This is a genomic window from Mongoliitalea daihaiensis (genome assembly GCF_021596945.1).
GTDB classification, from domain to species: Bacteria; Bacteroidota; Bacteroidia; order Cytophagales; family Cyclobacteriaceae; genus Mongoliitalea; species Mongoliitalea daihaiensis.
On the sequence record NZ_CP063779.1, the window covers coordinates 933,018 to 958,597 of the forward strand.

General features: G+C 39.4%; 24 protein-coding genes. 12 read left to right on the forward strand and 12 right to left on the reverse strand.

Annotation, left to right across the window (positions count from 1 at the left end; all coding sequences use genetic code 11):
* Positions 1 to 41 precede the first annotated feature (41 nt).
* Positions 42 to 587 carry a carboxymuconolactone decarboxylase family protein gene (locus IPZ59_RS03850; RefSeq protein WP_236138563.1) on the forward strand — a complete coding sequence of 182 codons (546 nt, stop codon included), beginning with the start codon at positions 42 to 44 and terminating at the stop codon, positions 585 to 587.
* A gap of 96 nt (positions 588 to 683) precedes the next feature.
* Entirely contained in the window at positions 684 to 1,538 is an 855-nt protein-coding gene (locus tag IPZ59_RS03855) for a helix-turn-helix domain-containing protein (RefSeq protein WP_236138564.1), read from the forward strand.
* A gap of 686 nt (positions 1,539 to 2,224) precedes the next feature.
* On the opposite strand, the gene IPZ59_RS03860 is transcribed toward IPZ59_RS03855, so the two are convergent.
* A complete protein-coding gene (locus tag IPZ59_RS03860; protein WP_236138565.1) occupies positions 2,225 to 2,629 on the reverse strand; it encodes a GxxExxY protein in 405 nt (134 codons plus the stop codon).
* 624 nt (positions 2,630 to 3,253) lie between these two features.
* On the opposite strand from IPZ59_RS03860, the gene IPZ59_RS03865 reads away from it, so the two are divergent.
* A complete protein-coding gene (locus IPZ59_RS03865) occupies positions 3,254 to 3,994 on the forward strand; it encodes an energy transducer TonB (RefSeq protein WP_236138566.1) in 741 nt (246 codons plus the stop codon).
* A 259-nt stretch (positions 3,995 to 4,253) separates the two neighbouring features.
* Here the strand turns inward: IPZ59_RS03865 and egtD are convergent, their stop codons facing one another.
* The 4 genes from egtD to IPZ59_RS03885 all read right to left on the reverse strand — a co-directional run bounded on the left by egtD (position 4,254) and on the right by IPZ59_RS03885 (position 8,200).
* On the reverse strand, positions 4,254 to 5,180 hold the full coding sequence (egtD, locus tag IPZ59_RS03870; protein WP_236138567.1) for an L-histidine N(alpha)-methyltransferase: 927 nt from the start codon (positions 5,178 to 5,180) through the stop codon (positions 4,254 to 4,256).
* Between the two features lie 5 nt (positions 5,181 to 5,185).
* Complete coding sequence (egtB, locus tag IPZ59_RS03875) at positions 5,186 to 6,340, reverse strand: ergothioneine biosynthesis protein EgtB (protein WP_236138568.1); 1,155 nt, start codon at positions 6,338 to 6,340, stop codon at positions 5,186 to 5,188.
* Positions 6,333 to 7,820 carry a BCCT family transporter gene (locus IPZ59_RS03880; RefSeq protein ID WP_236138569.1) on the reverse strand — a complete coding sequence of 496 codons (1,488 nt, stop codon included), beginning with the start codon at positions 7,818 to 7,820 and terminating at the stop codon, positions 6,333 to 6,335. Before IPZ59_RS03880 ends, egtB begins: the two co-directional genes overlap by 8 nt.
* 98 nt (positions 7,821 to 7,918) lie before the next feature.
* Positions 7,919 to 8,200, reverse strand: coding sequence for a DUF427 domain-containing protein (locus IPZ59_RS03885; RefSeq protein ID WP_236138570.1), 282 nt, complete (start codon positions 8,198 to 8,200; stop codon positions 7,919 to 7,921).
* Between the two features lie 542 nt (positions 8,201 to 8,742).
* Here IPZ59_RS03885 and IPZ59_RS03890 point away from each other — a divergent pair.
* The 4 genes from IPZ59_RS03890 to IPZ59_RS03905 all read left to right on the forward strand — a co-directional run bounded on the left by IPZ59_RS03890 (position 8,743) and on the right by IPZ59_RS03905 (position 12,878).
* On the forward strand, positions 8,743 to 10,299 hold the full coding sequence (locus IPZ59_RS03890) for a SulP family inorganic anion transporter (RefSeq protein ID WP_236138571.1): 1,557 nt from the start codon (positions 8,743 to 8,745) through the stop codon (positions 10,297 to 10,299).
* Between the two features lie 69 nt (positions 10,300 to 10,368).
* On the forward strand, positions 10,369 to 10,473 hold the full coding sequence (locus IPZ59_RS03895; RefSeq protein WP_229800618.1) for an AraC family transcriptional regulator: 105 nt from the start codon (positions 10,369 to 10,371) through the stop codon (positions 10,471 to 10,473).
* Between the two features lie 327 nt (positions 10,474 to 10,800).
* Positions 10,801 to 12,105: a VOC family protein gene (locus tag IPZ59_RS03900; protein ID WP_236138572.1), complete on the forward strand. Its 1,305-nt coding sequence runs from the start codon at positions 10,801 to 10,803 to the stop codon at positions 12,103 to 12,105.
* Positions 12,105 to 12,878, forward strand: a complete 774-nt coding sequence (locus tag IPZ59_RS03905; RefSeq protein WP_236138573.1) for a sulfite exporter TauE/SafE family protein — start codon at positions 12,105 to 12,107, stop codon at positions 12,876 to 12,878. The genes IPZ59_RS03900 and IPZ59_RS03905 overlap by 1 nt, the downstream gene beginning before the upstream one ends.
* A 27-nt stretch (positions 12,879 to 12,905) precedes the next feature.
* Here IPZ59_RS03905 and IPZ59_RS03910 read toward each other — a convergent pair whose 3' ends face one another.
* Positions 12,906 to 14,099: an ATP-binding protein gene (locus IPZ59_RS03910; RefSeq protein WP_236138574.1), complete on the reverse strand. Its 1,194-nt coding sequence runs from the start codon at positions 14,097 to 14,099 to the stop codon at positions 12,906 to 12,908.
* 196 nt (positions 14,100 to 14,295) lie between these two features.
* On the opposite strand from IPZ59_RS03910, the gene IPZ59_RS03915 reads away from it, so the two are divergent.
* The 5 genes from IPZ59_RS03915 to IPZ59_RS03935 all read left to right on the forward strand — a co-directional run bounded on the left by IPZ59_RS03915 (position 14,296) and on the right by IPZ59_RS03935 (position 18,995).
* A complete protein-coding gene (locus IPZ59_RS03915) occupies positions 14,296 to 14,877 on the forward strand; it encodes a Crp/Fnr family transcriptional regulator (RefSeq protein WP_236138575.1) in 582 nt (193 codons plus the stop codon).
* Positions 14,878 to 16,215: 1,338 nt separating this feature from the next.
* Positions 16,216 to 17,424, forward strand: a complete 1,209-nt coding sequence (locus IPZ59_RS03920) for an MFS transporter (RefSeq protein WP_236138576.1) — start codon at positions 16,216 to 16,218, stop codon at positions 17,422 to 17,424.
* A 116-nt stretch (positions 17,425 to 17,540) separates the two neighbouring features.
* Positions 17,541 to 17,747 (forward strand): hypothetical protein, encoded by a 207-nt coding sequence (locus tag IPZ59_RS03925; protein ID WP_236138577.1) that lies wholly within the window; start codon positions 17,541 to 17,543, stop codon positions 17,745 to 17,747.
* A 102-nt stretch (positions 17,748 to 17,849) separates the two neighbouring features.
* A complete protein-coding gene (locus IPZ59_RS03930; RefSeq protein WP_394800736.1) occupies positions 17,850 to 18,035 on the forward strand; it encodes a nucleotidyltransferase in 186 nt (61 codons plus the stop codon).
* A 126-nt stretch (positions 18,036 to 18,161) separates the two neighbouring features.
* Positions 18,162 to 18,995 (forward strand): DUF4382 domain-containing protein, encoded by an 834-nt coding sequence (locus IPZ59_RS03935; protein ID WP_236138579.1) that lies wholly within the window; start codon positions 18,162 to 18,164, stop codon positions 18,993 to 18,995.
* 23 nt (positions 18,996 to 19,018) lie between these two features.
* Here IPZ59_RS03935 and IPZ59_RS03940 read toward each other — a convergent pair whose 3' ends face one another.
* The 6 genes from IPZ59_RS03940 to IPZ59_RS03965 form a co-directional block, all read right to left on the reverse strand.
* The gene (locus IPZ59_RS03940) at positions 19,019 to 20,227 is read right to left on the reverse strand and encodes a tetratricopeptide repeat protein (RefSeq protein ID WP_236138580.1); all 1,209 of its coding nucleotides are present in this window, start codon (positions 20,225 to 20,227) and stop codon (positions 19,019 to 19,021) included.
* A gap of 78 nt (positions 20,228 to 20,305) precedes the next feature.
* On the reverse strand, positions 20,306 to 21,556 hold the full coding sequence (locus IPZ59_RS03945) for a pyridoxal-dependent decarboxylase (RefSeq protein WP_236138581.1): 1,251 nt from the start codon (positions 21,554 to 21,556) through the stop codon (positions 20,306 to 20,308).
* Between the two features lie 27 nt (positions 21,557 to 21,583).
* Entirely contained in the window at positions 21,584 to 22,324 is a 741-nt protein-coding gene (locus IPZ59_RS03950; protein WP_236138582.1) for a shikimate dehydrogenase family protein, read from the reverse strand.
* Positions 22,321 to 23,256, reverse strand: a complete 936-nt coding sequence (locus IPZ59_RS03955; protein ID WP_236138583.1) for a DUF368 domain-containing protein — start codon at positions 23,254 to 23,256, stop codon at positions 22,321 to 22,323. Before IPZ59_RS03955 ends, IPZ59_RS03950 begins: the two co-directional genes overlap by 4 nt.
* A gap of 49 nt (positions 23,257 to 23,305) precedes the next feature.
* Positions 23,306 to 24,076 (reverse strand): phosphosulfolactate synthase, encoded by a 771-nt coding sequence (locus IPZ59_RS03960; protein ID WP_236138584.1) that lies wholly within the window; start codon positions 24,074 to 24,076, stop codon positions 23,306 to 23,308.
* Between the two features lie 43 nt (positions 24,077 to 24,119).
* The gene (locus IPZ59_RS03965; protein ID WP_236138585.1) at positions 24,120 to 25,517 is read right to left on the reverse strand and encodes a tetratricopeptide repeat protein; all 1,398 of its coding nucleotides are present in this window, start codon (positions 25,515 to 25,517) and stop codon (positions 24,120 to 24,122) included.
* Positions 25,518 to 25,580: the final 63 nt, after the last annotated feature.

A 25,580-nucleotide genomic window follows, 5' to 3' on the forward strand; every position in this document is an offset into this window, starting at 1 on the left:
TTACCTCCACCTTTGTAGCATCAACAAAACAAAAAATACTGATGACTACTCAAACAAAAAGATTCGAAGTACCTACCTTAGAAAATGTATCCGAAAAAAACCGAGGAATCTTAACTGCTATCAAAGAAAAGGTAGGAATGGTTCCGAATATCTATGCGACTTATGCACTTTCTGCTCATGCATTGGAGCGATATATAACATTTGCCAATGCCAAATCGAGCTTTAACAACAAAGAGAAAGAGGTGATCAACCTTGTCGTGTCACAGGTCAACGGCTGTTCTTATTGCCAAGCGGCACACACTGCCATAGGAAAAATGAACGGCTTCACTGACGAGCAAATCATCCTCTTGAGAAAGGGTTCTGCTCCGTTTGATACCAAATTTGACGCATTGGTGAAGACAGCCAAAGCAATTGCTGAGAATAAAGGCAAAGTAAATGATGATACGCTAGATACTTTTTTCAATGCAGGCTATAACAAAGAAAATTTCATTGATTTAATCGTAAATGTAGGAGAGAAAACCATCACTAATTTTCTACACAATGCGACGGAAATTCCGGTAGATTTCCCAGCAGCACCACAATTGTAAAAATCTGCTTTTAATAAAACACAAAAAGCCTTTTCCTTTGGGAGGGGTTTTTTGTTTTCTTTACAAAAAATAGGAAAACCAAAAAACGGTAAAGTAATGGAATACCTCTACAATGAAAAGAAGCTTGGTGCCAGCTTTATACTCGTGTCCGGTCAAGCAATCCATGAAAAATTGAATGGCTCATCGAGATTTTTGAAATTCCTATGGAACAAAGGCACAGAAGAAATTAATATTAAGGTCAATCATTTTCAAGTATCCATCAAACCCAATCATGTCGCGTGCACTACCTACCATCAGGAAGTGAGAATTCCACATGATTCAAAAGATCTGGTTGTACTTTTATTCAATCGGGAGTTTTATTGCATACATACCTTTGACCAAGAAGTTTCTTGCAATGGACTGCTCTTTTTTGGTTCAGACTTCACTCCAATCTTACAGCTTGATCCTGATGAAACTGAAAAACTAAGCAATTTGCTTCAGGTGTTACAACAAGAATTTATCATCCATGATGTCAATCAGGAAGAAATGCTCAGGATTCTGCTAAAAAGATTCATTATACGCCTGACGAGGTTGGCGCGCAAGCAGTTACTTAAAAACTCAGAAAAACAGGAAGAAATTGATTTGGTTAGGTCTTTCAATGTTTTGGTTGAGGAGCATTACAAAGAAAAGAAGTCTGTAGCTGAATATGCCGAATTGTTACATAAATCTCCGAAAACGCTTTCGAATGTATTTTCAAAAGTAAGTCATACATCGCCTTTACAGGTGATCCATGAAAGAATAGCGACTGAGGCCAAGCGATTGCTGATCTACACAGAGTTACCGATAAAGTCGATAGGATATGAATTGGGGTATGAAGAATATCCTCAGTTTAGTAAATTCTTCAAAAAGACTACGGGCATGAGTCCTGTAGATTTCAGAAGTTCCGGGATTGGCTTACCATCAAGGAATTAAGGACTAGCTTAATGAACCTTAACTCCTAAATGGTTTTTTACCATGAAGGAATTAAGAAAATTAAGTCCTCTCTTAACGCCCCTTCACTCCTCAATGGTTTACTTTCACAATCAAGGAATTAGGTAAAACCTTAATGCCCCTTCACTCCTTAATGGTTTATCCTCACCATAAAGGAAAAAGAAAAATCTTAATAAACCTTCACTCCTTAATGGTTTATCCTCACCATAAAGGAAAAAGAAAAACCTTAATGAACCTTAACTCCTTAATGGTTTATCCTCACCATAAAGGAAAAAGAAAAACCTTAATGAACCTTAACTCCTTAATGGTTTTTCACCATGAAGGAATTAAGAAAATTAAGTCCTCTCTTAACGCACCTTCACTCCTCAATGGTTTACTTTCACAATCAAAGAATTAAAAACCCTTAATGAACCTTAATCCCTTAATGGTTCACTTTCACCATCAATGATTTAAGAAAAACCTTAATAAACCTTAACTCCTTAATGGTTTTTCACCATGAAGGAATTAAGAAAATTAAGTCCTCTCTTAATGTCCATTCACTCCTCAATGGTTTACTTTCACAATCAAGGAATTAAAAAATCTTAATGAACCTTAATCCCTTAATGGTTTACTTTCACCATCAATGATTTAAGAAAAACCTTAATGCCCCTTAACTCCTTAATGGTTCATCATTCAGGGAGTTGTGCAAAGTATTCATTCACAAAAGGTTTTTTGCTACGTGTAATGTTATCAGTGAAGAAATTGATCAAAAGTCCCTGTGGCTTCTTTAGAAGCTTCATGTAAGTCAATAATTGCGCTTCGTGGACCGGAAGTATATTCTCTATGGCTTTCAATTCTACCACTACCGTTTTATTTACCAGCAAATCGACCCTTAAATTGACTTCCATCTCCAAGGAGTCATAAATTACAGGAACCCGCATTTGCTGATCAACTTCGTAACCATTTTTTAAAAGTTCGTGCCGTAGACAATGCTCATAAACACTCTCAAGCAATCCTGGACCCAATTCTTTATGAACTTTAATTGCAAGCCCCACAATTTCATAAGATAGCTGAGTTACCTCTCGTTTTGTCATAAGCGGAAACATTTATTATAAACCTTTCGACTAACCACACCCATTAATCTAGTAATTTTTTTGTTACCATAAACGGAATTAAAAAAATCTTAATGAACCTTAATCCCTTAATGGTTTATTCTCACCATGAAGGAATTAAGAAAATTAAGTCCTCTCTTAATATCCATTTACTCCTTAATGGTTTACTTTCACCATCAATGATTTAAGAAAAACCTTAATGAACCTTCACTTCTTAATGGTTTTTTACAATGAAGGAATTAAGAAAATTAAGTCCTCTCTTAATGACCCTTCACTCCTTAATGGTTTACTTTCACCATCAATGATTTAAGAAAAACCTTAATAAACCTTAACTCCTTAATGGTTTTTCACCATGAAGGAATTAAGAAAATTAAGTCCTCTCTTAACGCCCCTTCACTCCTTAATGGTTTACTTTCACAATCAAGGAATTAAAAAATCTTAATGAACCTTAATCCCTTAATGGTTTTTCACCATGAAGGAATTAAGAAAATTAAGTCCTCTCTTAATGACTCTTCACTCCTTAATGGTTTATCCTCACCATAAAGGAAAAAGAAAAACCTTAATGAACCTTAACTCCTTAATGGTTTATCTTTCAAAATATTCATCATGCGTAACATTTTCATCTTTCTAGTTGGCATCCTTATCAGTTTCCAAAGCATAGGACAGACTACCATCTATTTGAACGAATACCGAGTTCCCATCCAACCAAATCCAACATCCCCTGCCAGTTTTTTTATGATAAAAACCGGCAATGAACTTTCAGAACTGATCCTTACATTCACTACCGATACGGTTACGGTACTACAAAAAAGGGTAGATAAAAACGAACAAGGAATAGCCACCAAAAAAATTGATACCGAATACACCAACGATGGAGCGCTCACCACTCGAACAACAAAAGATTTACTGACTTCCACCACCACTATAGAAACCTACTTTACCGATGGCATACTAAAAAGTAAAAAAGTAACGAAATCCGGAACACTCATCGAAGAGCAGTATTACGACCAAGATGGACAGGTCCTTCCCAAACCTACTTTAACCATGCCTTTACCTAAAGGGGACATGCAAGGTTGGTTTGAATATTTGAATAAAAACATGAAAATGCCTAATGAAGTCAAATATTCAGGATTAAATGAAACCGTGTATGTGAAATTTGAGATTGATACCGAAGGTGCGATAAAAAATATTCAAGTGTATAACCCGGAGGAAGTTCACCCATCTATTTCCAAAGAGGCAGTTCGTCTGCTCTTGAAATACCCCCATCGCTGGAAACCTGGCACTAGCAATGGAGAAAACGCTGTGATGGATATGATTCTTCCCTTACGATTTAAGTATGGGAATTAGACCTTTGAAGGAATCCATTATCTCTTGGGTCATATTGATTCAAAAATCATTCCTTTCACCGATGCCTCACAAGCACAGATTGAATTTAAGCTAACTGCTGGATCAAAAGACTATTCCTTTTTTGAAAATTTGGAACATCGGTTGAATCCATTGTTTTGAAGTTTAAAATTATTAAAAATTAATCGAGGGTTTCAAAAATCAGTTTAAAACATCCATCCGAAAACCCCCTTTAACTAATAACCAATTAAACAGGTTTTACTCATTTCCTCATCAAACTCAGCGAGAAATAAATTTTTTCGTCAGTAAAATGTCGTTCCCAAGAAAATCCAGTTTTCGCCGCAATGGTGTCGAGCTCCTTCAAACTGTACTTTTGGGATATTTCAGTGTGAATGGTTTCATAGCGGTCGAAGTTGATTGAAATATCTCCAATACTAATCCGTTGAGCTTGTAAACTCACCAAAAAACTTAAGGCTGAACCAGTCAAAGGGTTGTATACCCCATAATGCTCAAAGGCTTCCACGTCAAAATTAGCGCCCAATTCTCTGTTGATTCTTCCCAGTAAATTGAGATTGAATTTTTTGGTCACTCCTTCGCTGTCGTTGTATGCTGCCCGAATGATGTGAGGGTTCTTTTTCAAATCTACACCCATCAAAAAAAAGTCTCCTGGTCTTAAAAAATCATTGATAAACTGAATAAACCCTAAGGCTTTTTCCCCTGGAAAATTTCCAATATTACTTCCCATAAAAAGAAGCAATCGGGGATTTTTCCGTTCTTTTAAAAGGGATATGGTTTCTAAATAATCTCCTGCCACTGCCTCAACATTTAATCCCGGTAATTTTTGAGATACCAAAGCCTTATTCACTTCTAGGATTTCAGGAGATATATCCATGGGAATATAGTTTAGATGCTTGATCGCTTTCATAGCCTCTTTCAAAAAGATGACCGTTTTAGAACCATCGCCTGCACCCAGCTCAATAATATCCAAAGACTCAAAAGGGATTTCGGAAAGAATTTCGGTGGATCTGTTTTGCAAGATTTCTACTTCACATTCTGGGAGATAATATTCTTCCAAAGCCATGATTTCTTGGAAAATTTTGGATCCTCTTTCATCATAGAAGTACTTGGAAGGGAGTGATTTTTGTCCTGATGTCAACCCATGGATGACATCCTCATAAAATTGGTTCATGCTTGTTATTTTACTAGTCTTATTCCTGAAAAAAGCCATCTGCAAGAGGCATGAAAAAAATTTCTATACGTCTTGCGACTATGTCCCTCTGGCGTTGCAACGGATGCCCCTCGAAGTACATTCTGATTACTCATAAATTTTCCATTGTATTCACCCAAAGCACCAGGAGCTTTTTGAAATCCCGGATAAGGTAAATACGCACTGTAAGTCCATTCCCAAAGCTGTCCCCACTTGAGCTTATCAGCAGCTACTTCCCACTCAAATTCCGTAGGCAGCCTCATGCAGCTCCATTCAGCAAAAGCTTGTGCCTCATAGAAACTCACATGCTGTACCGGTAAGGACTGATCCACTTTTTCGAAGCCTTTGAGTGTATAGTGGAACCAATCTCCATTTTTTTTGTGCCAGTAGAGGGGTGCTACTATTTTTTCCCGTAAAATAAAATCCCAGCCTTCCGAAAGCCAGCAATTGAAGTCCAAATACCCACCATCCTCCATGAATGCCATGTACTCTCCATTGGTTACTAAATTTTCAGCAATTTCAAAGGATGGAAGGAAAACCTGATGCTGCCCCAGTTCATTGTCAAAACAAAATCCTTGTCCAGATGCTCCTATGCTATGTAAGCCCTCTTCTATCCGTTGGAATCCTTTTCTATTTTCTTGCACTACTCCAAACCCTTCCCCATAAATAGGAAAAGTAGGCTGATTCCCAAGAATGTATTTGATATCGTACATCAAAAGCTCTTGATGTTGCTGCTCATGGTTGATTCCTATTTCGATGATATCCAAAATTTCTTCAGCGGGCCCGGTATCCAAGAATGCCAACATTTGCCCTGTAACATATTCCCGATAGGCCATCACTTCCCGAACGGGAGGTCTACTCATCAAACCTCTGTTGGGTCGAAGCACCCTGTCGCCTGCATTATTGTAATAACTGTTAAACAAATAAGAAAAATCCTCATGATACAGAACGTAACCTGAACAATATTTTTCCAAAACAAATGCCTCAAAAAACCAAGTGGTATGACCCAAATGCCATTTAGGCGGGGAAACGTCAATCATAGGCTGAGGGACGTAATCTTCAATTTCCAGAGGCTTGCAGATATTGCCTGAATAGTTTCTACACAATTCAAACCTCTTTTTAAGTTCCTTTACTCTATTCATGCTTCGTATCTTTCCAAAACAACAATCTAAGAAAATAAAACGCCATGCCCAAAAACATCCCACTAAAAGGAAGAGCACATACTATTAAAAGCTGAGATACAGCTTCCAATAATGATTCTTGGCCTATCAAAAACAAGACAATGGTAAATAAACCTATCAATAGTCCCCATGTCCACCTAAACTTCTTCAAAGGCTCTTGCTTGCCAGCATCGCTAAACATACTCAATACGAAAATGGCAGAGTCTACGGAGGTAATCAAGAAGGTAAAAACCAAAAAAAGTGAAATACCTTTTGTCAGAGCTGCAAATGGTAAGTAGTCAAAAAACCGGAATATAGCAGTGTAGATGGACCCAAAATCCCCCGCATCAGCAATTCCCGATTCCAGTAAGTAAAAAGCCTGCTGACCAAAAACAGTAAACCAACAAAAAGTACCTAATGAGGGAATAATCAAAACTGCTAGAATAAAATCCCGAATCTTTCTTCCTTTGGAAATTCTTGCAATAAAGACACCCGTAAAAGGAGCCCAAGCCAACCAAAATGCCCAGTAGAAATACGTCCAATCTTTCATAAATTCTGCCTTTACTTGAAGTCCACCCAAATTGAGACTCATGGGTACAAACTCATACAGATAAGTCGTCAAGGTGGTCAAAAAGCCAAAACTAACTCCTTTTTGCCAGCCAGAGTAGGCAACAAAAATCATGAGAACTAATGCGAGACCAATAGTAAGGTTGGAGATATTTCTGATGCCTGCTTTCAGTCCGAGAAGTGCCGATACGGTCGCTAACATGCATACCACAATGACCACGTAAATTGCTTCTAAGGGAGCCGGAGAAAACCCCCACAAGCCCCCCATTGCTTCCAGCAACTGCCGCCCACCAAGCCCTAATGCTGCCACGACACCCAAAAGAGTGCATATGATCGTCAAAACATTCATCAGTACCCCTATGATGGATTGTTGGGATTTTCCCGCTAAAAGAGAGGAACTTAATGCTGGTTGATTTTTTACAAACATGATATAGGCCATGATCAATCCAAAAAGACCGTAAAAGGCCCAAGGGGTCAAGCCCCAATGAAAAAAAGTATATTCCAAGGCAAAATCCGCCTTTGAAAGTGAAGAGTCTCTAGGGGGACTTTGGTAATAGTAAACAGGTTCCTGTACTGCACGAAGCAAAAGACCTGCCCCCATACCAGTACTGTATAACATGGCTATCCAACTAAACCAGTTGTAATCTGGCGTTTCTCCGCCAAGACGGATATTACCAATTTTTGTACAGGCAAGAAATAGTAAAAGCAGGACAGAAAAAAGTCCCAATACTAAATAGTAAAATCCAAAGCCCTGCAATAAAAAGGCTGACAACTGACCCAAGTTTTGTTTGAATGATTCAGGGAATAGAAAGCCAAAACCCAAGAATGCCAAGCAAAAGCTCCCGATCAAAATTTTAGTTACTTTTTGAGGTTGGCTCAACGCTTTTAAAATCATTTTCGACCAAATGTCCATAAATACTTACGATCCCTGAATATCAAAGTAATCTACACTTTGACCTTCATTGATTTGTAGCAGGAATAAAATTCCAACATTTAAGGCTTCACCTCCACCCCTTTCCAAAAAGCTACATAATTTTTTATTTCCCTAGCGGCAGGCTTCGTGTCAGGATAGTACCAAGCAGCATCTTTATTCACTTTACCGTCTACTTCCACATGATAATACGATGCTACTCCTTTCCAAGGACAAGTAGTATGTGTATCGGATGTTTTGAAAAACTCCTGCTTAATAGCATCTGCTGGAAAATAATGATTCCCTTCCACTTGAAGCGTTTGGTTACTTTCAGCGATTATTTGATTATTCCAGATTGCTTTCATGATTGATTGATTTTGTATTGAGTTTAAGATTTCAACTATACATATTCAAGATAATGAATTCTTCTGGACTTATCTAAATTAATTGACTCTTCCATCCTATTTGATGAATCTATCAACCAAATGCAAAACAAGGCAATCGAGTACGGGAAAAGGAAAAAAGTGTCTTTGCCCAGTATTTATCTATCAAAGGGCCTGAGGCTTGCCAAAGGCATCCTTATCGTATAGCCATGCTATTAATCCCAAAATTGATTTTAGGCATAAAACAATCACTGAAACCCAATACAAACTTTTATTTTAAAAAGAGTCGATTATGTCTGGAAAATTAGCAATAATTTGATAGTAAAATTTCATTAATTGAAATAAAATTCTGATTTTCTGTTTCAAAAGGTTAACTTTGAAGTTTAAATTAAATCAGTATTGACCCATGACACTTACTCCACCCTGATTATTTTGTTTTTTTACCTCAGCGTTTTCCCGTTTTTAAACAAGGTCTCCTAGCCTTGCATTGCATCAATAATTTAGAATTTCCCAAACAAAACAACATGACACAGATGTTTTACCGCCTGTTCAAACCGACACAGGCAAATCTGAAAGACGAAGTATTATCAGGCTTGACTGTAGCCTTGGCTTTGGTGCCAGAAGCAGTAGCTTTTTCTTTAATTGCTGGAGTAAGCCCCTTGATCGGTTTATACACGGCATTTATTATCGGTTTAATTACCTCTATTTTGGGTGGTAGACCCGGAATGATTTCCGGTGCTACGGGTGCTATTGCAGTGGTAGTAGTAGCCTTAGTAGTATCTCATGGGGTGGAATACCTTTTTGCAGCCGTCGTTTTAATGGGCCTGATTCAAATTGCAGTAGGGCTTTTAAAATTAGGTAAGCTGATACGCCTTGTTCCGCATCCGGTGATGTTCGGATTTGTAAATGGTCTGGCTATCGTCATTGGAATGGCCCAGTTTGAGCAATTCAAATTTACCACAGCGGCCGGCACAGTGGAGTGGATGACTGGAAATCCATTATATCTAATGATAGGATTGGTAGCTTTGACCATGGTCATCATCAAGTTTCTACCCAAAGTAACTACAGCGGTTCCTTCTGCATTGGTTGCTATCCTGACCATCTCTTTGGTTGTAATTTTTGGAGGAATAGATACCCGAACAGTAGGCGATTTGGCCTCTATCAGTGGTGGATTGCCTGAATTTCATATTCCGATGGTTCCATTCAATTGGGAAACTTTTATGATTATACTTCCCTATGCTGCTATTATGGCTGGGGTTGGTCTGATTGAGAGTTTGCTAACCTTGACTTTAATCGATGAAATCACCGAAACCAGAGGACATGGAAATAAAGAGTGTGTTGCGCAGGGTGTCGCTAACCTGACTACTGGATTCTTCGGTGGCATGGGAGGTTGTGCCATGATAGGACAATCTTTGATTAATGTGAATGCCGGAGGTCGTAGCCGGATTTCGGGGATTGTGGCATCTGTAGGGTTATTAATCTTTATCCTATTTCTTTCCAGCTACATTGAAATGATCCCTATGGCAGCATTGGTTGGCTTGATGTTTATGGTGGCTATCGGAACTTTTGAATGGGCTTCCTTGAAAGTATTCAGAAAAGTACCTTTTCATGATGTCTTAGTAATGGTAGTAGTTACCTTAGTGACAGTCTTCTTACATAACCTTGCCTTGGCAGTGCTGGTAGGGGTGATTATTTCAGCCTTGGTATTTGCCTGGCAAAATGCCAAAATGATCCGCACAAGAAAGCATATTGATGAAAACGGAGTGAAACATTACGAAGTATTCGGACCCTTATTTTTTGCTTCAGCGATGACTTTCGGGCAGAAGTTTGACCCAATCACAGACCCGGAAGAAATCATCATTGACTTTGCAGAAAGTAGAATCGTCGATCACTCAGGTATCGATGCTATTCATAAAGTAACCGAGCGCTACCATAAAATGGGGAAAACCGTTTATATCCGACACTTGGATAGTTCTAGTAAAGTCCTTTTGAACAAAGCAGAAAAGATCATCAATGTTAATTATACCGACGATGATCCTTCTTTCAAGATTGTATTTGATGAAGAAAAAACGATGGTGTAGTTATTATCTCAATAAATGATTGAAGGCCTTGGGTGAAAGCTCAAGGCTTATTTTGAAAACATCAACCAAATCGCCGATTTACTTCAATTTAACGATGCCTCCTACTTCGTTAAGTTCTTTAAAAAACATACTGGCGAAACCCCTCATCAGTTTAGGGGGAGGTATTTTGGATAAAAAAGATAGTTTCTCGCAGCGATCGCAACGATTAACGCAGGGCTCGCTGCGTGAAAATATTTAAATACCCCCCGCTCCGCTCGTTGCGAATTTCTTTGCGCTCGCCGCGTGAAATAGTTGAAAACCGAGGTGCTAAATAACCTCAAAGGTTAAACCCCCACCCATTTTTACCACAATACCTGTATATACCTAGGTTGTTTTTGTAATCGGTGAATCATCTTTAAGTCTTTCATCCATCAACCTATGTTTAAAAAATGCACCTGGTATCATTTGAACGTTAAGCATTCTCATTTTTTCATTAACTTCCTGTTTCAATCCATCCCCTTTATGAAAAATATTCTCTACTTATTGCTCCTAAGCCTTTTGTTCAGCTGCCAAGCCTCCACTGAAAAAGCCGAACATTTGGGTCATATCCATGCCTTTATAGAAATGGTTGCCGCGGATGTGAAGCCCATTGCCCTAAGCGAACCTATGGAATCCCAAATGGTGGATAAACTATGGGAGGACGTCATCGCCATGGCTGAGAATGCGGGGATAGGGGTATTTAGAGAACCTGAGTTGGTACAAACTTCCTTATTTCCTTCGTCTGTGGCTTCAGGAAAAGAAGTGCTGATTTTCCATAAAGAAAATTCTCTCGCAGCCTATTTGGACTTAAAAAGCAATCTCTCCAAACTCGATTCGGAGGCAGCAGCAAGACGATTCGGGAGATTATTGGGCTATCCTTCACACTACATCAATCACTTACTTTCCAAGAATACGGACTTTCAATCACTCCCTGATTTCGGTATCCAAGCAACCAACATTTTTCTTTATTACAAAGACCTGCAAGGGGCTGATGCTTTTTATGGGCAATTGCTTGGGTTAGAAAAGGTGTCAGACTACACCTTCGCAAAAACCTTCCAAATTTCTTTGGATGCCTACTTGACTATCGTAGATGAATCTGTCGGAAGGCACAAAGCCGATGAACCAAAAACTGTTGCCATCGCCTTGTTGACTGACCAATTGCCCGAATGGTACGCCTATCTGTTAGAGAAAAATGTTCCTATCAAATACACCTACAAACCAAAAACTGACAATGCACATGATGGCTTTGTGGCTATTGATCCGGAAGGGTATTTGCTGGAATTTGAAACTTTCAAACAGCATCCTGAAAATGAATTGTTGATGCCTCAATTGCAAAAATTTGATCCGCTACCAACCACCGACCCTTCCATCGCAGCAGGTTTGGGTTTTTATGGAGCTGTATTTTGGACCTATTATGAGGACTTACAAGAAGCGGAAGTCTTCTACAAGGAAAAAGTCGGTCTTCCATTGATGGTCGACCAAGGTTGGGCAAAAGTATTTCAGGCATCTCAAACAGGATATATCGGATTGGTTGATGAGCGTAGAGGCATGCACAATTTTACCGAAAAAAAGGGTAGCAGCATTGCCTTTATTGTAAATGACTTGGATGGCTGGTATCAATATGTACAAACACAGGCTCCATTTCCACTACACGGGGAGTGGTATGAAGGCGCTGAAAAACGCTACCAAGCATTTGTTGGCACTGACACAGGAGGCTATTTCTTAGAATTTAACAGCTTCAATCAACATCCTGACAACGATGCATTTCTAAAACTACTGAAGCCCTAATGGAAATTTTGTTTATTGCCATTGCTGCATTTTTCACGGCTATCCTCACTTTCTTTTCGGGGTTTGGCTTAGGAACCATCTTGACTCCTGTTTTTATGGTCTTCTTTCCCGTAGACCTGGCAGTTGCATTGACAGGAGTGGTGCACTTTTTCAATAACATCTTCAAATTATTGCTGGTAGGAAAAAATGCGGATAAAGCAGTCCTCATCAGATTTGGAGTCCCTGCGGTGATTGCTGCTTTTGCGGGTTCTTGGGTTTTACTCAACATCACCGAATTGGACCCACTATTTAGCTATGAACTTTTTGGACGGATCTTTTTGGTCGAGCCGATGAAATTTATCGTCGCTATCCTTTTGATAATTTTTGCTTTGATGGACTTAATCCCCTATTTCCAAAATCTTCAATTTGGGAAAGAAAAACTAGCCTTAGGAGGAGCTTTGAGTGGCTTTTTCGGAGGACTTTCAGGGAATCAAGGAGCACTTCGTGCCGCATTTTTGATCAAGGCAGGATTATCCAAAGAAGCATTTATCGGCACAGCAGTAGTCGTATCCACCTTTGTTGATTTTACCAGACTGAGTGTGTATGCTACCCGCTTTGTAAGCACGGATGTAAGTGATAACCTGACTGTGGTAGTGACTGCAACCCTTGCAGCAATTGCAGGTGCCTACATTGGAAACAAGCTTCTGAAGAAAGTGACACTGAAATCTATTCAAATGACGGTAGCGGTTTTGTTGATCTTGATGTCAGTTGCCTTAGCGGCTGGGTGGATTTAGAAGAAGAAAGCGTTTACAGTAATCCTATCAATATAAGAAACCAAAAAGCCATAGAGGAATAGATTTCCCCACTGGATATTCAAGGTCATCTTTGACAAGCCAAGAGTTTTCAATTGCACTGACTTGCTTAGCATCTTTATTTTTACCTCCAATCTCAAAAACATATTTACTATCCACCAAAAAATCACCTGCTTTTGGATATGAAATGGTATGATTAACCCCTACTTGATTGTTAAAAAACAATTCTCTTACAGTACCGATTGCAGGAGATTCTTCCGAAAGTGCATACAACAGATTGGTATTTTCAAGAAATATTTTTTCAGGTTTTTGAAGAATTGCGGTACTGTTACCACTACTTTGAAGAAGACTTAAAAGCCGCGCTTCCTCCAAAAAATACAGGTAATTATTAATCGAATTTCTATGGATGCCCGTCTTTTCCGCAAGTTTATTAATATTAGGTTTAAAGGGCACTTGCTGCGCTACCACAAAAAGCAACTGTAACATTTTTTTTGCATGCCTAATATCGAATCCTTTAAGTTCGGCCATATCATATTCTACAATCAGCCGTGTTTGCTGCTTGATTCGTTGATAATACCCCAACTTATCTTCAGATTGATAAGGGTAGTAACCTTGCTTGAGATACTCTTGAAAATACCTCAAGGGCTTGAAATCAGTTGGGAAGTTGCTCCGAATACTTTCTTTTTCAAACAAAGGCTTTTCTAACTCAATAGAAGGTAAATCCAATCCATAAGTATATGTAAGATATTCACGGTAGGAAAGCCCTTTCAACTCATACATAAGCGCTCTCCTGCTCAAATCCCCTTCCTGCTTGGCGATATCAATAATGGATGAACCAGTAAAGATTATTTCTAAATCTCTATACCGATCATAAAGATTTTTGATTTCCTGTGACCATGTAGGATACTTATGCACCTCATCCAATACCAACAGTTTACCCCCCTGCTGATAAAATGTTTTTACTGTGTCAGTCAACCGATTCCCTGAAAAATATATATCATCCAAAGAAAAATACGCTTTCTGTGAAATCGGAAGCTGGGATTCTTTTAATCTCTGGAGTAAGAGCGTAGTTTTACCTGTTCCCCTGGCACCTTTGATACCTATCAATCTGTTTTCCCAATTAATTTGAGCAAAAAGATATCTTTTAAAGTCTAGAGAGACTTCATGAATCAATTGTTCGGAATTTAACAATAGCTCTTCCATAACTGTACATATACTTGTGCAAATATAAACATTTAATGCATTTATACTTGTGCAAAAAATAAATATTTTGCATATTTGAACATGCATTAGTTGAAAAGCCCTTCTTTACACACGATAGAAAACAGCTTTAAGAAAATCTGTTGAGTTTAAACCCATTAATCCGCTAAGCAATCCTAACAACAAAACCATCATCCCTTTGACAGAAGACTTTTCAACTTTGATCCACTACTTTGAAAGACTCCAAAAACTTTCACCTGCCTCTCAGGAAGCAATTAAGGCTATTTGTTCAGCTGTACATATTCCCAAAAACCAGGATCTCCAAGCCATTGGGCATACCTGTAAGACTATATACTTTGTCAAAAAAGGGATAGCCAGGATCTACTACTACAAGGATGGAACTGACATTACAGAATCCTTTGCCTTAGAAAACTCGCTGATTGCGAGGGTAGAGAGTTTGTTTACAGGTAAGCCCAGCAAAAAAGGTATTCAAGTTTTGGAAGACGCTGATTTCATCGGTATTCATTCCCCAGCCTTGTTTGATTTATATGATACTTCCCCCGAAATTGAGCGCCTGTTTCGTAAAATTTTTGAAGCTGCCTATGTAGATACCGTTAATAGGATAGAAAGTATCCAATTCCATACGGCTGAAGAGCGGTATCATGACCTTATAACCTCTTCGCCTGATATTTTACAACGTGTTCCCCTCAAGCACATAGCTTCTTACCTCGGAATCACCCAAGTCAGCCTAAGTAGGATACGAGCAAAAGGAGCCAGATAACTCATTTTTCATCAAGTTCGTTCCATGGTTTCCGCACTTTCCACGAGCATATCCCCACTTTGCGACAGCAAACCCATCCGTGTCAATCCGTGACAATCTCATTCCAAATCTGTGTTTAAAAACCAATCCGGAAATAGTTAAGACATCAGGGCTACGCCCCTCTAATTGCTAACGTTCAATGGCTACTACGAAGATATCAGGGCTACGCCCCTTTTGTTCCATACTCCAAGGAAGTTTCCTCCACAAAATCATTCCTGAATTTTCCTTCTAATTTTCCCGTGTCTTCCGCGCCTTCTGCGAGCTACTCCAACTTTGCGACAGCAAACCCATCCGTGTAAATCCGTGACAATCTCATTCCAAATCTGTGTTTAAAAACCAATCCGGAAATAGTTAAGACATCAGGGCTACGCCCCTCTAATTGCTAACGTTCAATGGCTACTACGAAGATATCAGGGCTACGCCCCTTTTGTTCCATACTCCAAGGAAGTTTCCTCCACAAAATCAATCCTGAATTTTCCTTCTAATTTTTCCGTGTCTTCAGCGTCTTCCGCGAGCTACTCCAACTTTGCGACAGCAAACCCATCTGTGTCAATCCGCGATCATCACATTCCCAATCTGTGTCCAAATTTCAAACACAGATCTCTACAGATCAACACAAATCTCCACGGTTTTTTTCTCTATCAAAAGCACCAAAATCCCAAATAAACCAACATCTTCCTATCCACCATCCCTTAGCGACAGCCAAAAAATCTGTGTCAATCAGCGGAAACCACTTTTCAAATCTGTGTCTAAATTTCAAACACAGATCTCTACAGATCAACACAAATCTCCACAGTTTTTTTCTCTATCAAAAGCAACAAAACCCCAAAATAAACCAACATCTTCCTATCCATCATCCCTTGGCGACAGCCAAAAAATCTGTGTCAATCAGCGGAAACCACTTTTAAAATCTGTGTCCAAATTTCAAACACAGATGTCTACAGATCAACACAAATCTCCACAGTTTTTTTCTCTATCAAAAGCAACAAAACCCCAAAATAAACCAACATCTTCCTATCCATCATCCCTTGGCGACAGCCAAAAAATCTGTGTCAATCAGCGGAAACCACTTTTCAAATCTGTGTCTAAATTTCAAACACAGATCTCTATAGATCAACACAAATCTCCAAAGTTTTTTTTCTCTATCAAAAGCAACAAAATCCCAAAATAAACCCCAATCATCCTTTTTCGTTTGAATTCTTTCCGAGTATTCCCCGCCCTCCGAGAGCCTACTTTTTAACATATGTAAAAGGAATCCGATGCTTAGCTTAGGACTTTTGTGTTTCAATTCAGAAATACATGGAAAAAATATCATTGGGCTTACAAGAGAACTGGAAGCAATTTACCCTTTTGGTGATCATCAATGCTTTTGTGGGTGGGATGATTGGCTTGGAGAGGAGTATTCTTCCTCAGATAGCCGAATTGGAATTTGGAATAGCAGCAAAATCGGCCGTTCTTTCCTTCATCGCGGTATTTGGTACCATCAAAGCCTTCTCCAATTACTTTGCAGGCACATATGCCAATAGGATAGGAAGAAAAAATCTATTAGTTATCGGATGGATTTTTGGACTTCCTGTGCCATTTATCTTAATGTATGCACCTTCATGGGATTGGATTGTAGCGGCTAATGTGCTTTTAGGTATCAATCAAGGTTTAGCTTGGAGTAGTACCGTCGTTATGAAAATTGACCTCGTCGGAGAAAAGCAGCGCGGATTTGCCATGGGACTCAATGAATTTGCTGGGTACTTAGCAGTGGCTGTTGTTGCTTTTTTGACAGGATACATAGCTTCTGAATACGGCTTACGTCCATATCCTTTCTATCTGGGGATAGGGATGGCAGTCCTAGGATTACTTGGCTCTATATTTCTAATCAAAGACACCCAAAAACATGTACAAGCAGAAAATACAATTAGCACTATCCCTCGCCTAAAAAATAGTTTTTGGGAGACCACATGGAAGCACCCAAATTTAGGTTCCGTTACCCAAGCTGGACTGGTCAACAACTTAAATGACGGGATGGCTTGGGGTCTATTCCCCATTTTACTTGCCAGCAAAGGATTCGATTTAGAAGCTATTGGGATAGTTATGGCCACCTATCCTGCTGTATGGGGATTGGGACAGTTGATTACTGGAAAAATGGCGGATCTGTATTCCAAAAAAGCATTGCTTTTCATCGGCATGATTTTACAAGGTATTGTATTATTGATTTTTCCATGGGCTATTGAACTCTCCCATTATATCATTTTATCTGTGATACTAGGTTGGGGAACAGCCATGGTCTATCCCACATTTTTGGCTACGGTGGCTGAAAATACACATCCCGAAGACCGAGCTGGTTCTGTGGGGATTTTTAGACTTTGGCGTGATTTGGGCTACGCCATTGGTGCAATCCTCACAGGAATTATTGCCGACAGACTGGGAATCAATTATGCCTTAGTCGTTATCGGAGTTTTGACGATTGCCTCGGCTGTAGTTTTGGGTATTCGTATGAAAAAAGCGTTAGATTAATAAGTAATTTCCTGATTTTTGGCAACTTATAATTCATTAAATTTAAAATTAAAAATATAGTGAGTACTATTGTGCTGTATCTACGTTACCATATTCGATAGCTAATCTAAGTCTTGATGAAAAAAGAAAAAATCCCGATTTATTATATTGATGAAGACAAAGACCTTGACTTACTAATAGAGCAAGCATCAAAATCAAATATGGAGGAAAATATTGCCCGCTATTTTCAACATTTAGCCTTCAATTTTGCACTTGCAGGAATAGATATTTATACACACAAAATTGAAAGAAAAATTTATTACATCGAAGATGAACTCAAATAATAAGTTTCCTGAAGATTTTTACTCTTTCATTACTGCACTCAACAAATATGATGTTGAGTATCTCTTGATAGGTGGGTAGAAATTTTAAAAAAGCTTGATACAATTGATTTTCAATTTGCCTATCAAAGAGCTGAAACGCGTCTCTTGGACGGTTTACAAATTAAAGTAGTTTCTTTGGATGATTTGATTTTATTGAAGCAAGCAGCAGTAAGGGGGCGTGATAAGGAAAGAGATAATGAAGACCTGAACTTTTTAAATAGGCTGAAAGAAACGCTAAGAAAAAAATAATTTATCCCACAGACGTTAAATAGTTTAAGCGAATTTTTTAGAGTCACTTAAGCCCCATTAATGATTGATGGAAAAGTTTTTGGCATTTTTCTTGATTTGAAAAAAACTCAACCAACTATAGTACCTATGTTACAATTGAAAAAATTTAACTGGATTTTGGGTCTTTTTATGTTGCCTTTCTTGGCTTGTGATAGCTTAGACCGAGATGAGAGCATCTCCGAAGGTATGGCCCGTGTAAATGTTTTTCTAGTGGATGCCCCCGCTGCTTTTGATGAAGTTTGGGTGGAAGTAGTAGCTGTAGAAATTTTACCTAAAGGTGGACGAGAAGAAAACGAAAGCGCTTGGCTGAACTTACCCTACGAACGAAATAATGGTAAAATCAACCTCTTAACATTAACAGGAGGAAACTCCGAAAATTTAGGTGCTATTGAAGTGCCTGCAGGAGAAATTTCCCAAATCAGATTGATTTTGGGTACTGACAACTACATAATTTCCGATGGACAGCGACTTAATTTAACTACACCAAGCGCACAACAAAGCGGATTGAAATTGAAAGTAGACAAACCAATCCAAGCAGGTGTAAGCTATGATTTGGTTATTGATTTTGATGTGGCACGATCTATTGTGAGGGCAGGTAATTCTGGACAGTTTATTTTAAGACCTGTCTTGCGTGTTGTAGCAGAAGCTTTAGCCACTTTAGAAGGTACAGTGTTGCCTTTGGAAGCAGGACCAGTATCTGTACAGGCAATTCTTGGACAGGATACCGTAGGTACCTTCACTAATGAAAATGGAATTTTTGTGATGAGAGGATTGAGAGAAGGAACGTACAATGTATTGTTGACTCCAAATGAAGACTTTGAACCTTTACTCTTAGAAGGATTGGTATTGACAGCAGGCGAAACCAAGCGATTGGAACCTGAACAATTAATCCAGGCAACGGAAGAAGTGGAAGGAGATTAATCCCAAACAATGCAGCAAGAGGCTCATGGACAGATACGCTCCTGAGCCTCTTTTGCTTGGATAACACCCAAACCTACAGCCTTGTGAAGGTCTTGGCAGGCATCTATTTTTTTACCCAATCGATAGCGGGTTATCCCTCGCTGATAATAGGCAGGACCAAAGGCAGGGTCCCAAACCAATGCCACGGAATAAAAAGCAATAGCTTGCTCCCATTGGCTATTTTTATACAATGCGTTCCCTTTTCCATAATTGGCACGTACATGGGTAGGCTCTATGGCCAACACTTCTTCGTAGCTTTTTACTGCCGCCTCCCACCGATCCAATTTTTCCAATACATAAGCTAAATTGAATAATACCTCCACATCATTCGGTTGCAGCTCATTGGCTTTGTCCAAATCCCTGAAAGCCTCTGACCACTTTTCCTGTTGTATCCATTGAAAACCCCGTTGCTTATACGGCAGGTAAAAGTCCGGCTCATCCTCTATGGACTGACTGTACAATTCAACAGCCTTTTCCCAATCACCCGTTTTCTGAGACAATTCAGCCAAATACTGATGCGCAACTGTATGATAGGGGTCCAACTCCAATGCCCTCAAAAAATACCCTTCTGCCAATGCTAACTCTCCCTTCACTTGATACACCTTCCCTAGGTTAATTAAATAATCAGGTTGTCTTGGATTGAGCTTAATGGCCTCTGAAAATGATTGGATAGATTCTTGGTATTCCTGCATCTGCAAAGCCACTAAACCTAGCTGCATGTAAATGAGGTCTCTCTTACCCCCTTGCTGAGAAACAATCCCGGTAATTCCAGAAGAAAACGAGGGACGCTGATACAATATGGTCGTTGTCTCTCGGATAGGCGTGTAGAGCAAAGCCTTAAAATCCTCTTTGGCAAGTGCATATTGCTTCAATTGATAGCGAACCATGCCTCTAGAAAAAAGCCCTTCCGAATGCATCGGGTCCAATTCCAATAAAATATTCAAATCAGTCAAGGCTCCTTGCAGATCGCCCGCCTTTTCGAAAACTATCGCGCGATAAAAATACACCTCCGCAAAATACGGTCGCTCTTGAATGATTCCAGTCAAAATTTCGAATGCATCTACCAACTCCCCTTCATCTGAAAGTTTGAGTGCCTCCTCCATTTGCTTATCCAATACAGAATACTGAGCCAAGGCAGTTCCAACCACGCCAAGCCATGCAATTGTCAAGCAATAAATCTTCCATTTCCTCACACATCAATTTTACAAAAATTATTGGAGTGTTAAAAGCAAAGAGGCACCTTCCGGCGCCTCATGACTTTTCTATTATGCTTAATTCAAAGATTTCAGTTCTCCCTCAAGCTCCATCAAAAACGCATCGATGGTGCCTTGTTTCACATGAGGCATCACCACAATCTTGAACCATTCTGCTTTCCTATCATAGGCATTTGCCACTAAATAATATTTATGGGCCAATTCAGCAGACATATAGGTAGCCTTGATAGCAATGATGTTGAGGTATGGGTTGCGAAAATATTCCACTCCCATCTTTTCCAGTTTTTTGCAGATTCGTTCTGTACGATCGCAGAGCGTTTCCATTTTGTATTTCCAGCCCTCCGAACCATGGATTTGTAACAACATCCACATGGAAATGGCATTTGCCCCAGAGCGACTTCCACTCACAGTATAGTCCTTGCCTGGAATATACTTTGCTTCATCCGTCTTGACATATTCAAAGAAACCTTTCCTAATCAAAAATAAGCCTGTTCCGTAGGGCGTCTGAAGCATCTTGTGCCCATCGGCCGTGATGGAATTCATGTACGGATTCTGAAATGTAAAACGACTAGTAGAGTTGGTAAAAGGATAAATAAAGCCTCCATAGGCTGCGTCCACATGAATTTTGAAGGGTACATTCATGTTGGTAAAAAAGTCCCCTAGCATATCAATGTCATCTACCGACCCAAACATGGTCGTTGAAAGATTGGCGATGACGATGAAGTATTTGATCCCTTGTTCGGTTGCCAGCTTGAATTTTTCTTCCAGAGAGCTTTTCAAAATCTCCCGTGAATCAGTATCCACATCCAAGATGATATTTGTTAAACCGAGAATATTTGCTCCTTTCGGCATGGAATAATGCGCATCTTGGGAGTAAACCAAACCAATCTCACCAAGTCTTGCCCCAAATTCTTTTTGGAAATAATTGCGGTACACCCACATTGCCTGAATGTTTGCTTCCGTACCCCCTGTTGCAACGTATCCATCCGTCGCATTGGGATCACCATTGAAAATCTCCTCTGCTGTCAGCTTGATCAGCTCTCGCTCAATTTTTTGTGTGCCTTCAAAGACCTCCAATACAGACTCCTCACTAAGGGTGTGCACTCCTATATGATTAGGATTCCTCACCATCGCTGACATATAGGGAGCATCTTGCAAAAAAGGCGCATCCGGATAAAATTCGGAAGTATCCAAATAGGTCCCCGGGATACCCAAGATGGGACGGTCACCTCTGTAATCTAAATTTTGCTCTAAGGCATCAAAAACACGCGCCTTTACTTGTTCATGGGATAATTTTTTCCAGTACATGATAATTTTTTTAAATGAATTGTAAAATCAGTTCCAAATTTTCCAGGCAGCTTCGGCCTGTAATTCGAGCATTTCCAATCCATTTTTCACCAATGCACCGCGCGCTTCCAATGAGCGCATCAAAAAGGTCTTCTCAGGGTTATATACCAAATCATACACTTTATGCATGCCCGTAATCCAATCCGGATTAATTTCAGGCATTTGTTCAGTAGTTGGATAAGTACCGAGGGGAGTAGTATTGATAATTAGGTGGTGTTTCTGCAAGTAATGCGGATCCTGATTGAGTTGCTGATAATCGATTTGATTTTTTTCGGCATCAGCCACTCGGGAGACTGAGACATAGTTGATCCCGAGATCCTTCAAAGCCTGTTTAACCGCTTTGGAAGCACCACCTGTCCCTAAGACCAGTGCTTGTATTTGTTCACCTTTCAACCAGGCATTTAAGGAATCTTTAAACCCAATATAATCCGTGTTGAATCCGGTAAGTCTACCACCATTGACTTTGATACAGTTGACAGCCCCGATAGCCGCACAGGCAGGATCCAATGCATCAAGCAGTGGAATAACCTGTTCTTTATAAGGAATGGTCACACTCAAGCCTTCCAACTCAGGGTTTTCAGCTAGCACCATTTTTAAATCTGAGAGCTGAGGAATTTCATATAAATCAAACTGACAAGTATCCAATCCTTCCCGCTCAAACTTGGCGGTGAAGTATTTTTTGGAAAAAGAATGTCCCAAAGGATAACCAATCAATCCGAATTTTCTCATGTTCTGTTGATATAATAAGCAGCTCGTTCGATACCCAATACTAGGATGATTCCAAAAGAGAAGGCTACGATTGCATGCAAAAATAAGGATTCCTGACCAGTAACTGCTAGGTAATTTTGAGGAAGTATATTTTCTGTTAGGAAAGGTTTTTGGGCTCCTGAAGAAGACATTCTATAAGAAATCACCTGTTTCCATGGCCAGATTTTATTAATAGATCCCAGCATAAAACCAGATAAAACAGCGATGGTGATTGCGTGAAAATTTTTCAGAAGCCAAGAAATTAAACGACTAAAGGACAACAATCCAGTGATGCAACCAGTAGCGAAAACAGCCAAAGTAAGTACATCTTTGGAAGAAACTGCACTTAAAATCCGCTCGTATTGTCCCAGAATCAACAAAAGAAAACTACCCGATATACCTGGTAAAATCATTGCACTGATTGCAATTGCTCCTGCAATAAATACAAACCAAATTGCATCCGGAGTACTTGTCGGAGGTAAGCTTGTCACACCATAGGCAATCACCGTACCGATAATCAATGCAACGAATGCGGCAATGGTCCACCGTTTGATATCCCTAAGAATTATAATCGCGGAGATAATGATCAACCCACAAAAGAAGGACCACAAAGGTATCGGATACTCCTCCATCAAAAAGGTAATCAGCTTGGACAAGGTAAAAATACTCGTGAGAATACCGGCAACTAACGTTAGTAAGAAGCCTCCATTCACATGAGTCCAAAAATTATTCATTTGTCCCTTCAGCAGTAATTGAAGGGCAGTTTTATCAATGGACTTGATGCTATCCAAAAGCTTTTCGTAGATGCCCGTAATCAAAGCAATTGATCCACCAGATACACCTGGTACTATATCTGCTGCGCCCATGGACATTCCCTTCAAAAAGAGCAATACAGAATTTTTGATTCCACTCATAATTGAATAAAAAAGGCTTTCCGGCATTAATCAGAAAGCCAATGATAATTTAAATTTTATGTGTTCCTAAGAAATGATCAAAGGTATCTCCTCTCAAGCCAAGTCGAATGGTTTCGAGCGGTATGAGTTCGTTTGGAGCAATATTTCCCAAATTGACATTTGCGCCAAGAAGTTTCACAAACCAAACTTGTTGCTCTTTTTGAGGAGCCTCCCAAATGATTTTATCTTCTGGGATTTTCGTGAGTATCTCTTCCACTAAACCTTGTCTAACTTCTCCAGAATCCCTGAAAAGTCCTACCGTTCCTCCTTCTCTCGCTTCACCGATAACTTTCCAACTACCAGCATCAAGCTCATTTTGCATTTGCTCTATCCATTTATACGGAGGGATGATTTTGGCAGCATCTTTAGATCCAACCTCTGACAAAACAGTTACATCCTGCGAAAGGATACGGATAAACTCACACTTTTTATCATGGGGTAAGCTAATAGACCCATCTGATACCTCTGCAAATTGTAACCCGTACTTTTCCAAAACTTTTCGATAATCCTCAAATTGACCTCTGATTACAAAGGCTTCAAACAAGGTGCCCCCAAGGTAAACAGGTACACCTGCATCCCTGTAGATTTCGATTTTTTCCGCAAGATTTTTGGTTAGGTAGGAGGTAGCCCAACCTAATTTTACAATATCTACAAAATCACTATTAGCACTTAAGAAATTTTCAACTTCCCGGATACTCAAACCTTTATCCATAACCATGGTAAAGCCAGATGTGCGCGGTTTTTCAGTACGCACAGGAAGATTTTTTAGAATGTAGTTCATTCCAATAAAATTTGGTGAATAGACGTCAATTATTACACACTTACTATTTGTACTGAGAAATAATCTTGAAAATTGCCTTTTGCTGCTTGAGTTCCGGCATCAGTTCAAAGAGTATCGTGTGTCTTTCAAAGTCCAAAGTTAATGCATTTTCCAAATAATTAAAGGCCTCTTTGTATTTGCCAATTTTAAGCAAAAATACAACCATCCTATAATAGATCTCTGATTCATCGGGAAGTTCCTCTATTCCTTCCTTTAATACATCTATACATTCTTCAAATCTATTTTGGTCATAATAGATGATCGCGAGGTTGATATAGGTCTCCATGATACCAGGCTCCAATTTAATAGCCTCCTCATAAGCCTCAGAACTAGCTTGCAAATTTCCCAATTGATACTCCGCATCTGCTAGTCCTACCCAATAATTAGGGTTTTCGCCTGTGAGAGAAATTGCTTTTTTAAAATAATGAATGGCCTCAAAAAACTTCTCTTTTTTGAGCATACACATGCCCAAGCCAAACCAGGCATCATCGTATTCAGGATCCAGCTTCGCTGATTTCTTGAAATACTTAAATGCCATATCAATCTGATCTAACTTTTCGTAAGCTGCTCCCATGTAGCAACAGTTCTCCGCATTGGCACCTTCGCAATTGATCGTGTTTTGATAGGCTTCAAGTGCCAAATCAAATTGCTGAGTATTCATGTAAGCATTCCCCAGATTGAAATAGGCGCTCGCAAAGCTATCATCAATAATCAATGCATAATCGTAGGCCTTGATCGCTTCATCGTAGCGTCCCAGTCTGTTGTATACCACACCTAGATTATACCAAGCTCCTGCCGAGTAGGGGTCTTGATCGATAAATTCCTGATAAAATTGCAAGATTTCCTCAAAGGTGCCTTCCTCCTCCGTGATCATCGCTAATTGAAAAAGAGCATCTTCATGATTAATGCGAAGCTTGACGCATTCCTTGTAGTAGTAGATAGCCTTTTCTGTATTGTTTTCAGAACGATACAGATTACCAAGCAAATAATAGGCTTCTGCTTTATCTTCCGCCAAAGGTATAAAGCCTTCCAGCATTTCAATGGCTTCTTTACCACTGCCCGCCATCATCATAGCATTTGCATAGGCAAAGACAATATCCTCGTTATTAGGGGAAAGATTATTGATGTTTTCCAACAACTCCAAACCCTCTTCCAATTCGTCCACGAAGATTAAGCTTTGAGCCTTCAAAAGTTTGATTTCAACACTGAATGGAAACTTCTCTAAGGCATAATCTGAAGTTTTTAGAGCCTTCACAAACTTCTGTTCTTCGAAGTAGAAACGAATAATATTTTCAAACTCTTCTTCTTCAAAATAAAGCTCTAAGTTCGATTTTTGGGAATTTTCAAACCTTTCCACAAGATTTTTATCCTCCTCCCACTCATTTTCAAAGTCTCCTGTCATTGCAAGGGGTTTTGGTTTTCTTAAGTTACCAAATAAATCACAGCTCCAAAATCATTTGGAAAA

Coding starts and splice junctions, on each gene's coding strand:
- IPZ59_RS03920 (WP_236138576.1), top strand. CDS start 16,216: ATGGAAAAAATATCATTGGGCTTACAAGAGAACTGGAAGCAATTTACC.
- IPZ59_RS03955 (WP_236138583.1), bottom strand. CDS start 23,256: ATGAGTGGAATCAAAAATTCTGTATTGCTCTTTTTGAAGGGAATGTCC.
- IPZ59_RS03850 (WP_236138563.1), top strand. CDS start 42: ATGACTACTCAAACAAAAAGATTCGAAGTACCTACCTTAGAAAATGTA.
- egtB (WP_236138568.1), bottom strand. CDS start 6,340: ATGAATAGAGTAAAGGAACTTAAAAAGAGGTTTGAATTGTGTAGAAAC.
- IPZ59_RS03905 (WP_236138573.1), top strand. CDS start 12,105: ATGGAAATTTTGTTTATTGCCATTGCTGCATTTTTCACGGCTATCCTC.
- IPZ59_RS03865 (WP_236138566.1), top strand. CDS start 3,254: ATGCGTAACATTTTCATCTTTCTAGTTGGCATCCTTATCAGTTTCCAA.
- IPZ59_RS03890 (WP_236138571.1), top strand. CDS start 8,743: ATGACACAGATGTTTTACCGCCTGTTCAAACCGACACAGGCAAATCTG.
- IPZ59_RS03885 (WP_236138570.1), bottom strand. CDS start 8,200: ATGAAAGCAATCTGGAATAATCAAATAATCGCTGAAAGTAACCAAACG.
- IPZ59_RS03855 (WP_236138564.1), top strand. CDS start 684: ATGGAATACCTCTACAATGAAAAGAAGCTTGGTGCCAGCTTTATACTC.
- IPZ59_RS03925 (WP_236138577.1), top strand. CDS start 17,541: ATGAAAAAAGAAAAAATCCCGATTTATTATATTGATGAAGACAAAGAC.
- IPZ59_RS03965 (WP_236138585.1), bottom strand. CDS start 25,517: ATGACAGGAGACTTTGAAAATGAGTGGGAGGAGGATAAAAATCTTGTG.
- egtD (WP_236138567.1), bottom strand. CDS start 5,180: ATGAACCAATTTTATGAGGATGTCATCCATGGGTTGACATCAGGACAA.
- IPZ59_RS03880 (WP_236138569.1), bottom strand. CDS start 7,820: ATGATTTTAAAAGCGTTGAGCCAACCTCAAAAAGTAACTAAAATTTTG.
- IPZ59_RS03860 (WP_236138565.1), bottom strand. CDS start 2,629: ATGACAAAACGAGAGGTAACTCAGCTATCTTATGAAATTGTGGGGCTT.
- IPZ59_RS03945 (WP_236138581.1), bottom strand. CDS start 21,556: ATGTACTGGAAAAAATTATCCCATGAACAAGTAAAGGCGCGTGTTTTT.
- IPZ59_RS03900 (WP_236138572.1), top strand. CDS start 10,801: ATGAAAAATATTCTCTACTTATTGCTCCTAAGCCTTTTGTTCAGCTGC.
- IPZ59_RS03960 (WP_236138584.1), bottom strand. CDS start 24,076: ATGAACTACATTCTAAAAAATCTTCCTGTGCGTACTGAAAAACCGCGC.
- IPZ59_RS03935 (WP_236138579.1), top strand. CDS start 18,162: ATGTTACAATTGAAAAAATTTAACTGGATTTTGGGTCTTTTTATGTTG.
- IPZ59_RS03950 (WP_236138582.1), bottom strand. CDS start 22,324: ATGAGAAAATTCGGATTGATTGGTTATCCTTTGGGACATTCTTTTTCC.
- IPZ59_RS03910 (WP_236138574.1), bottom strand. CDS start 14,099: ATGGAAGAGCTATTGTTAAATTCCGAACAATTGATTCATGAAGTCTCT.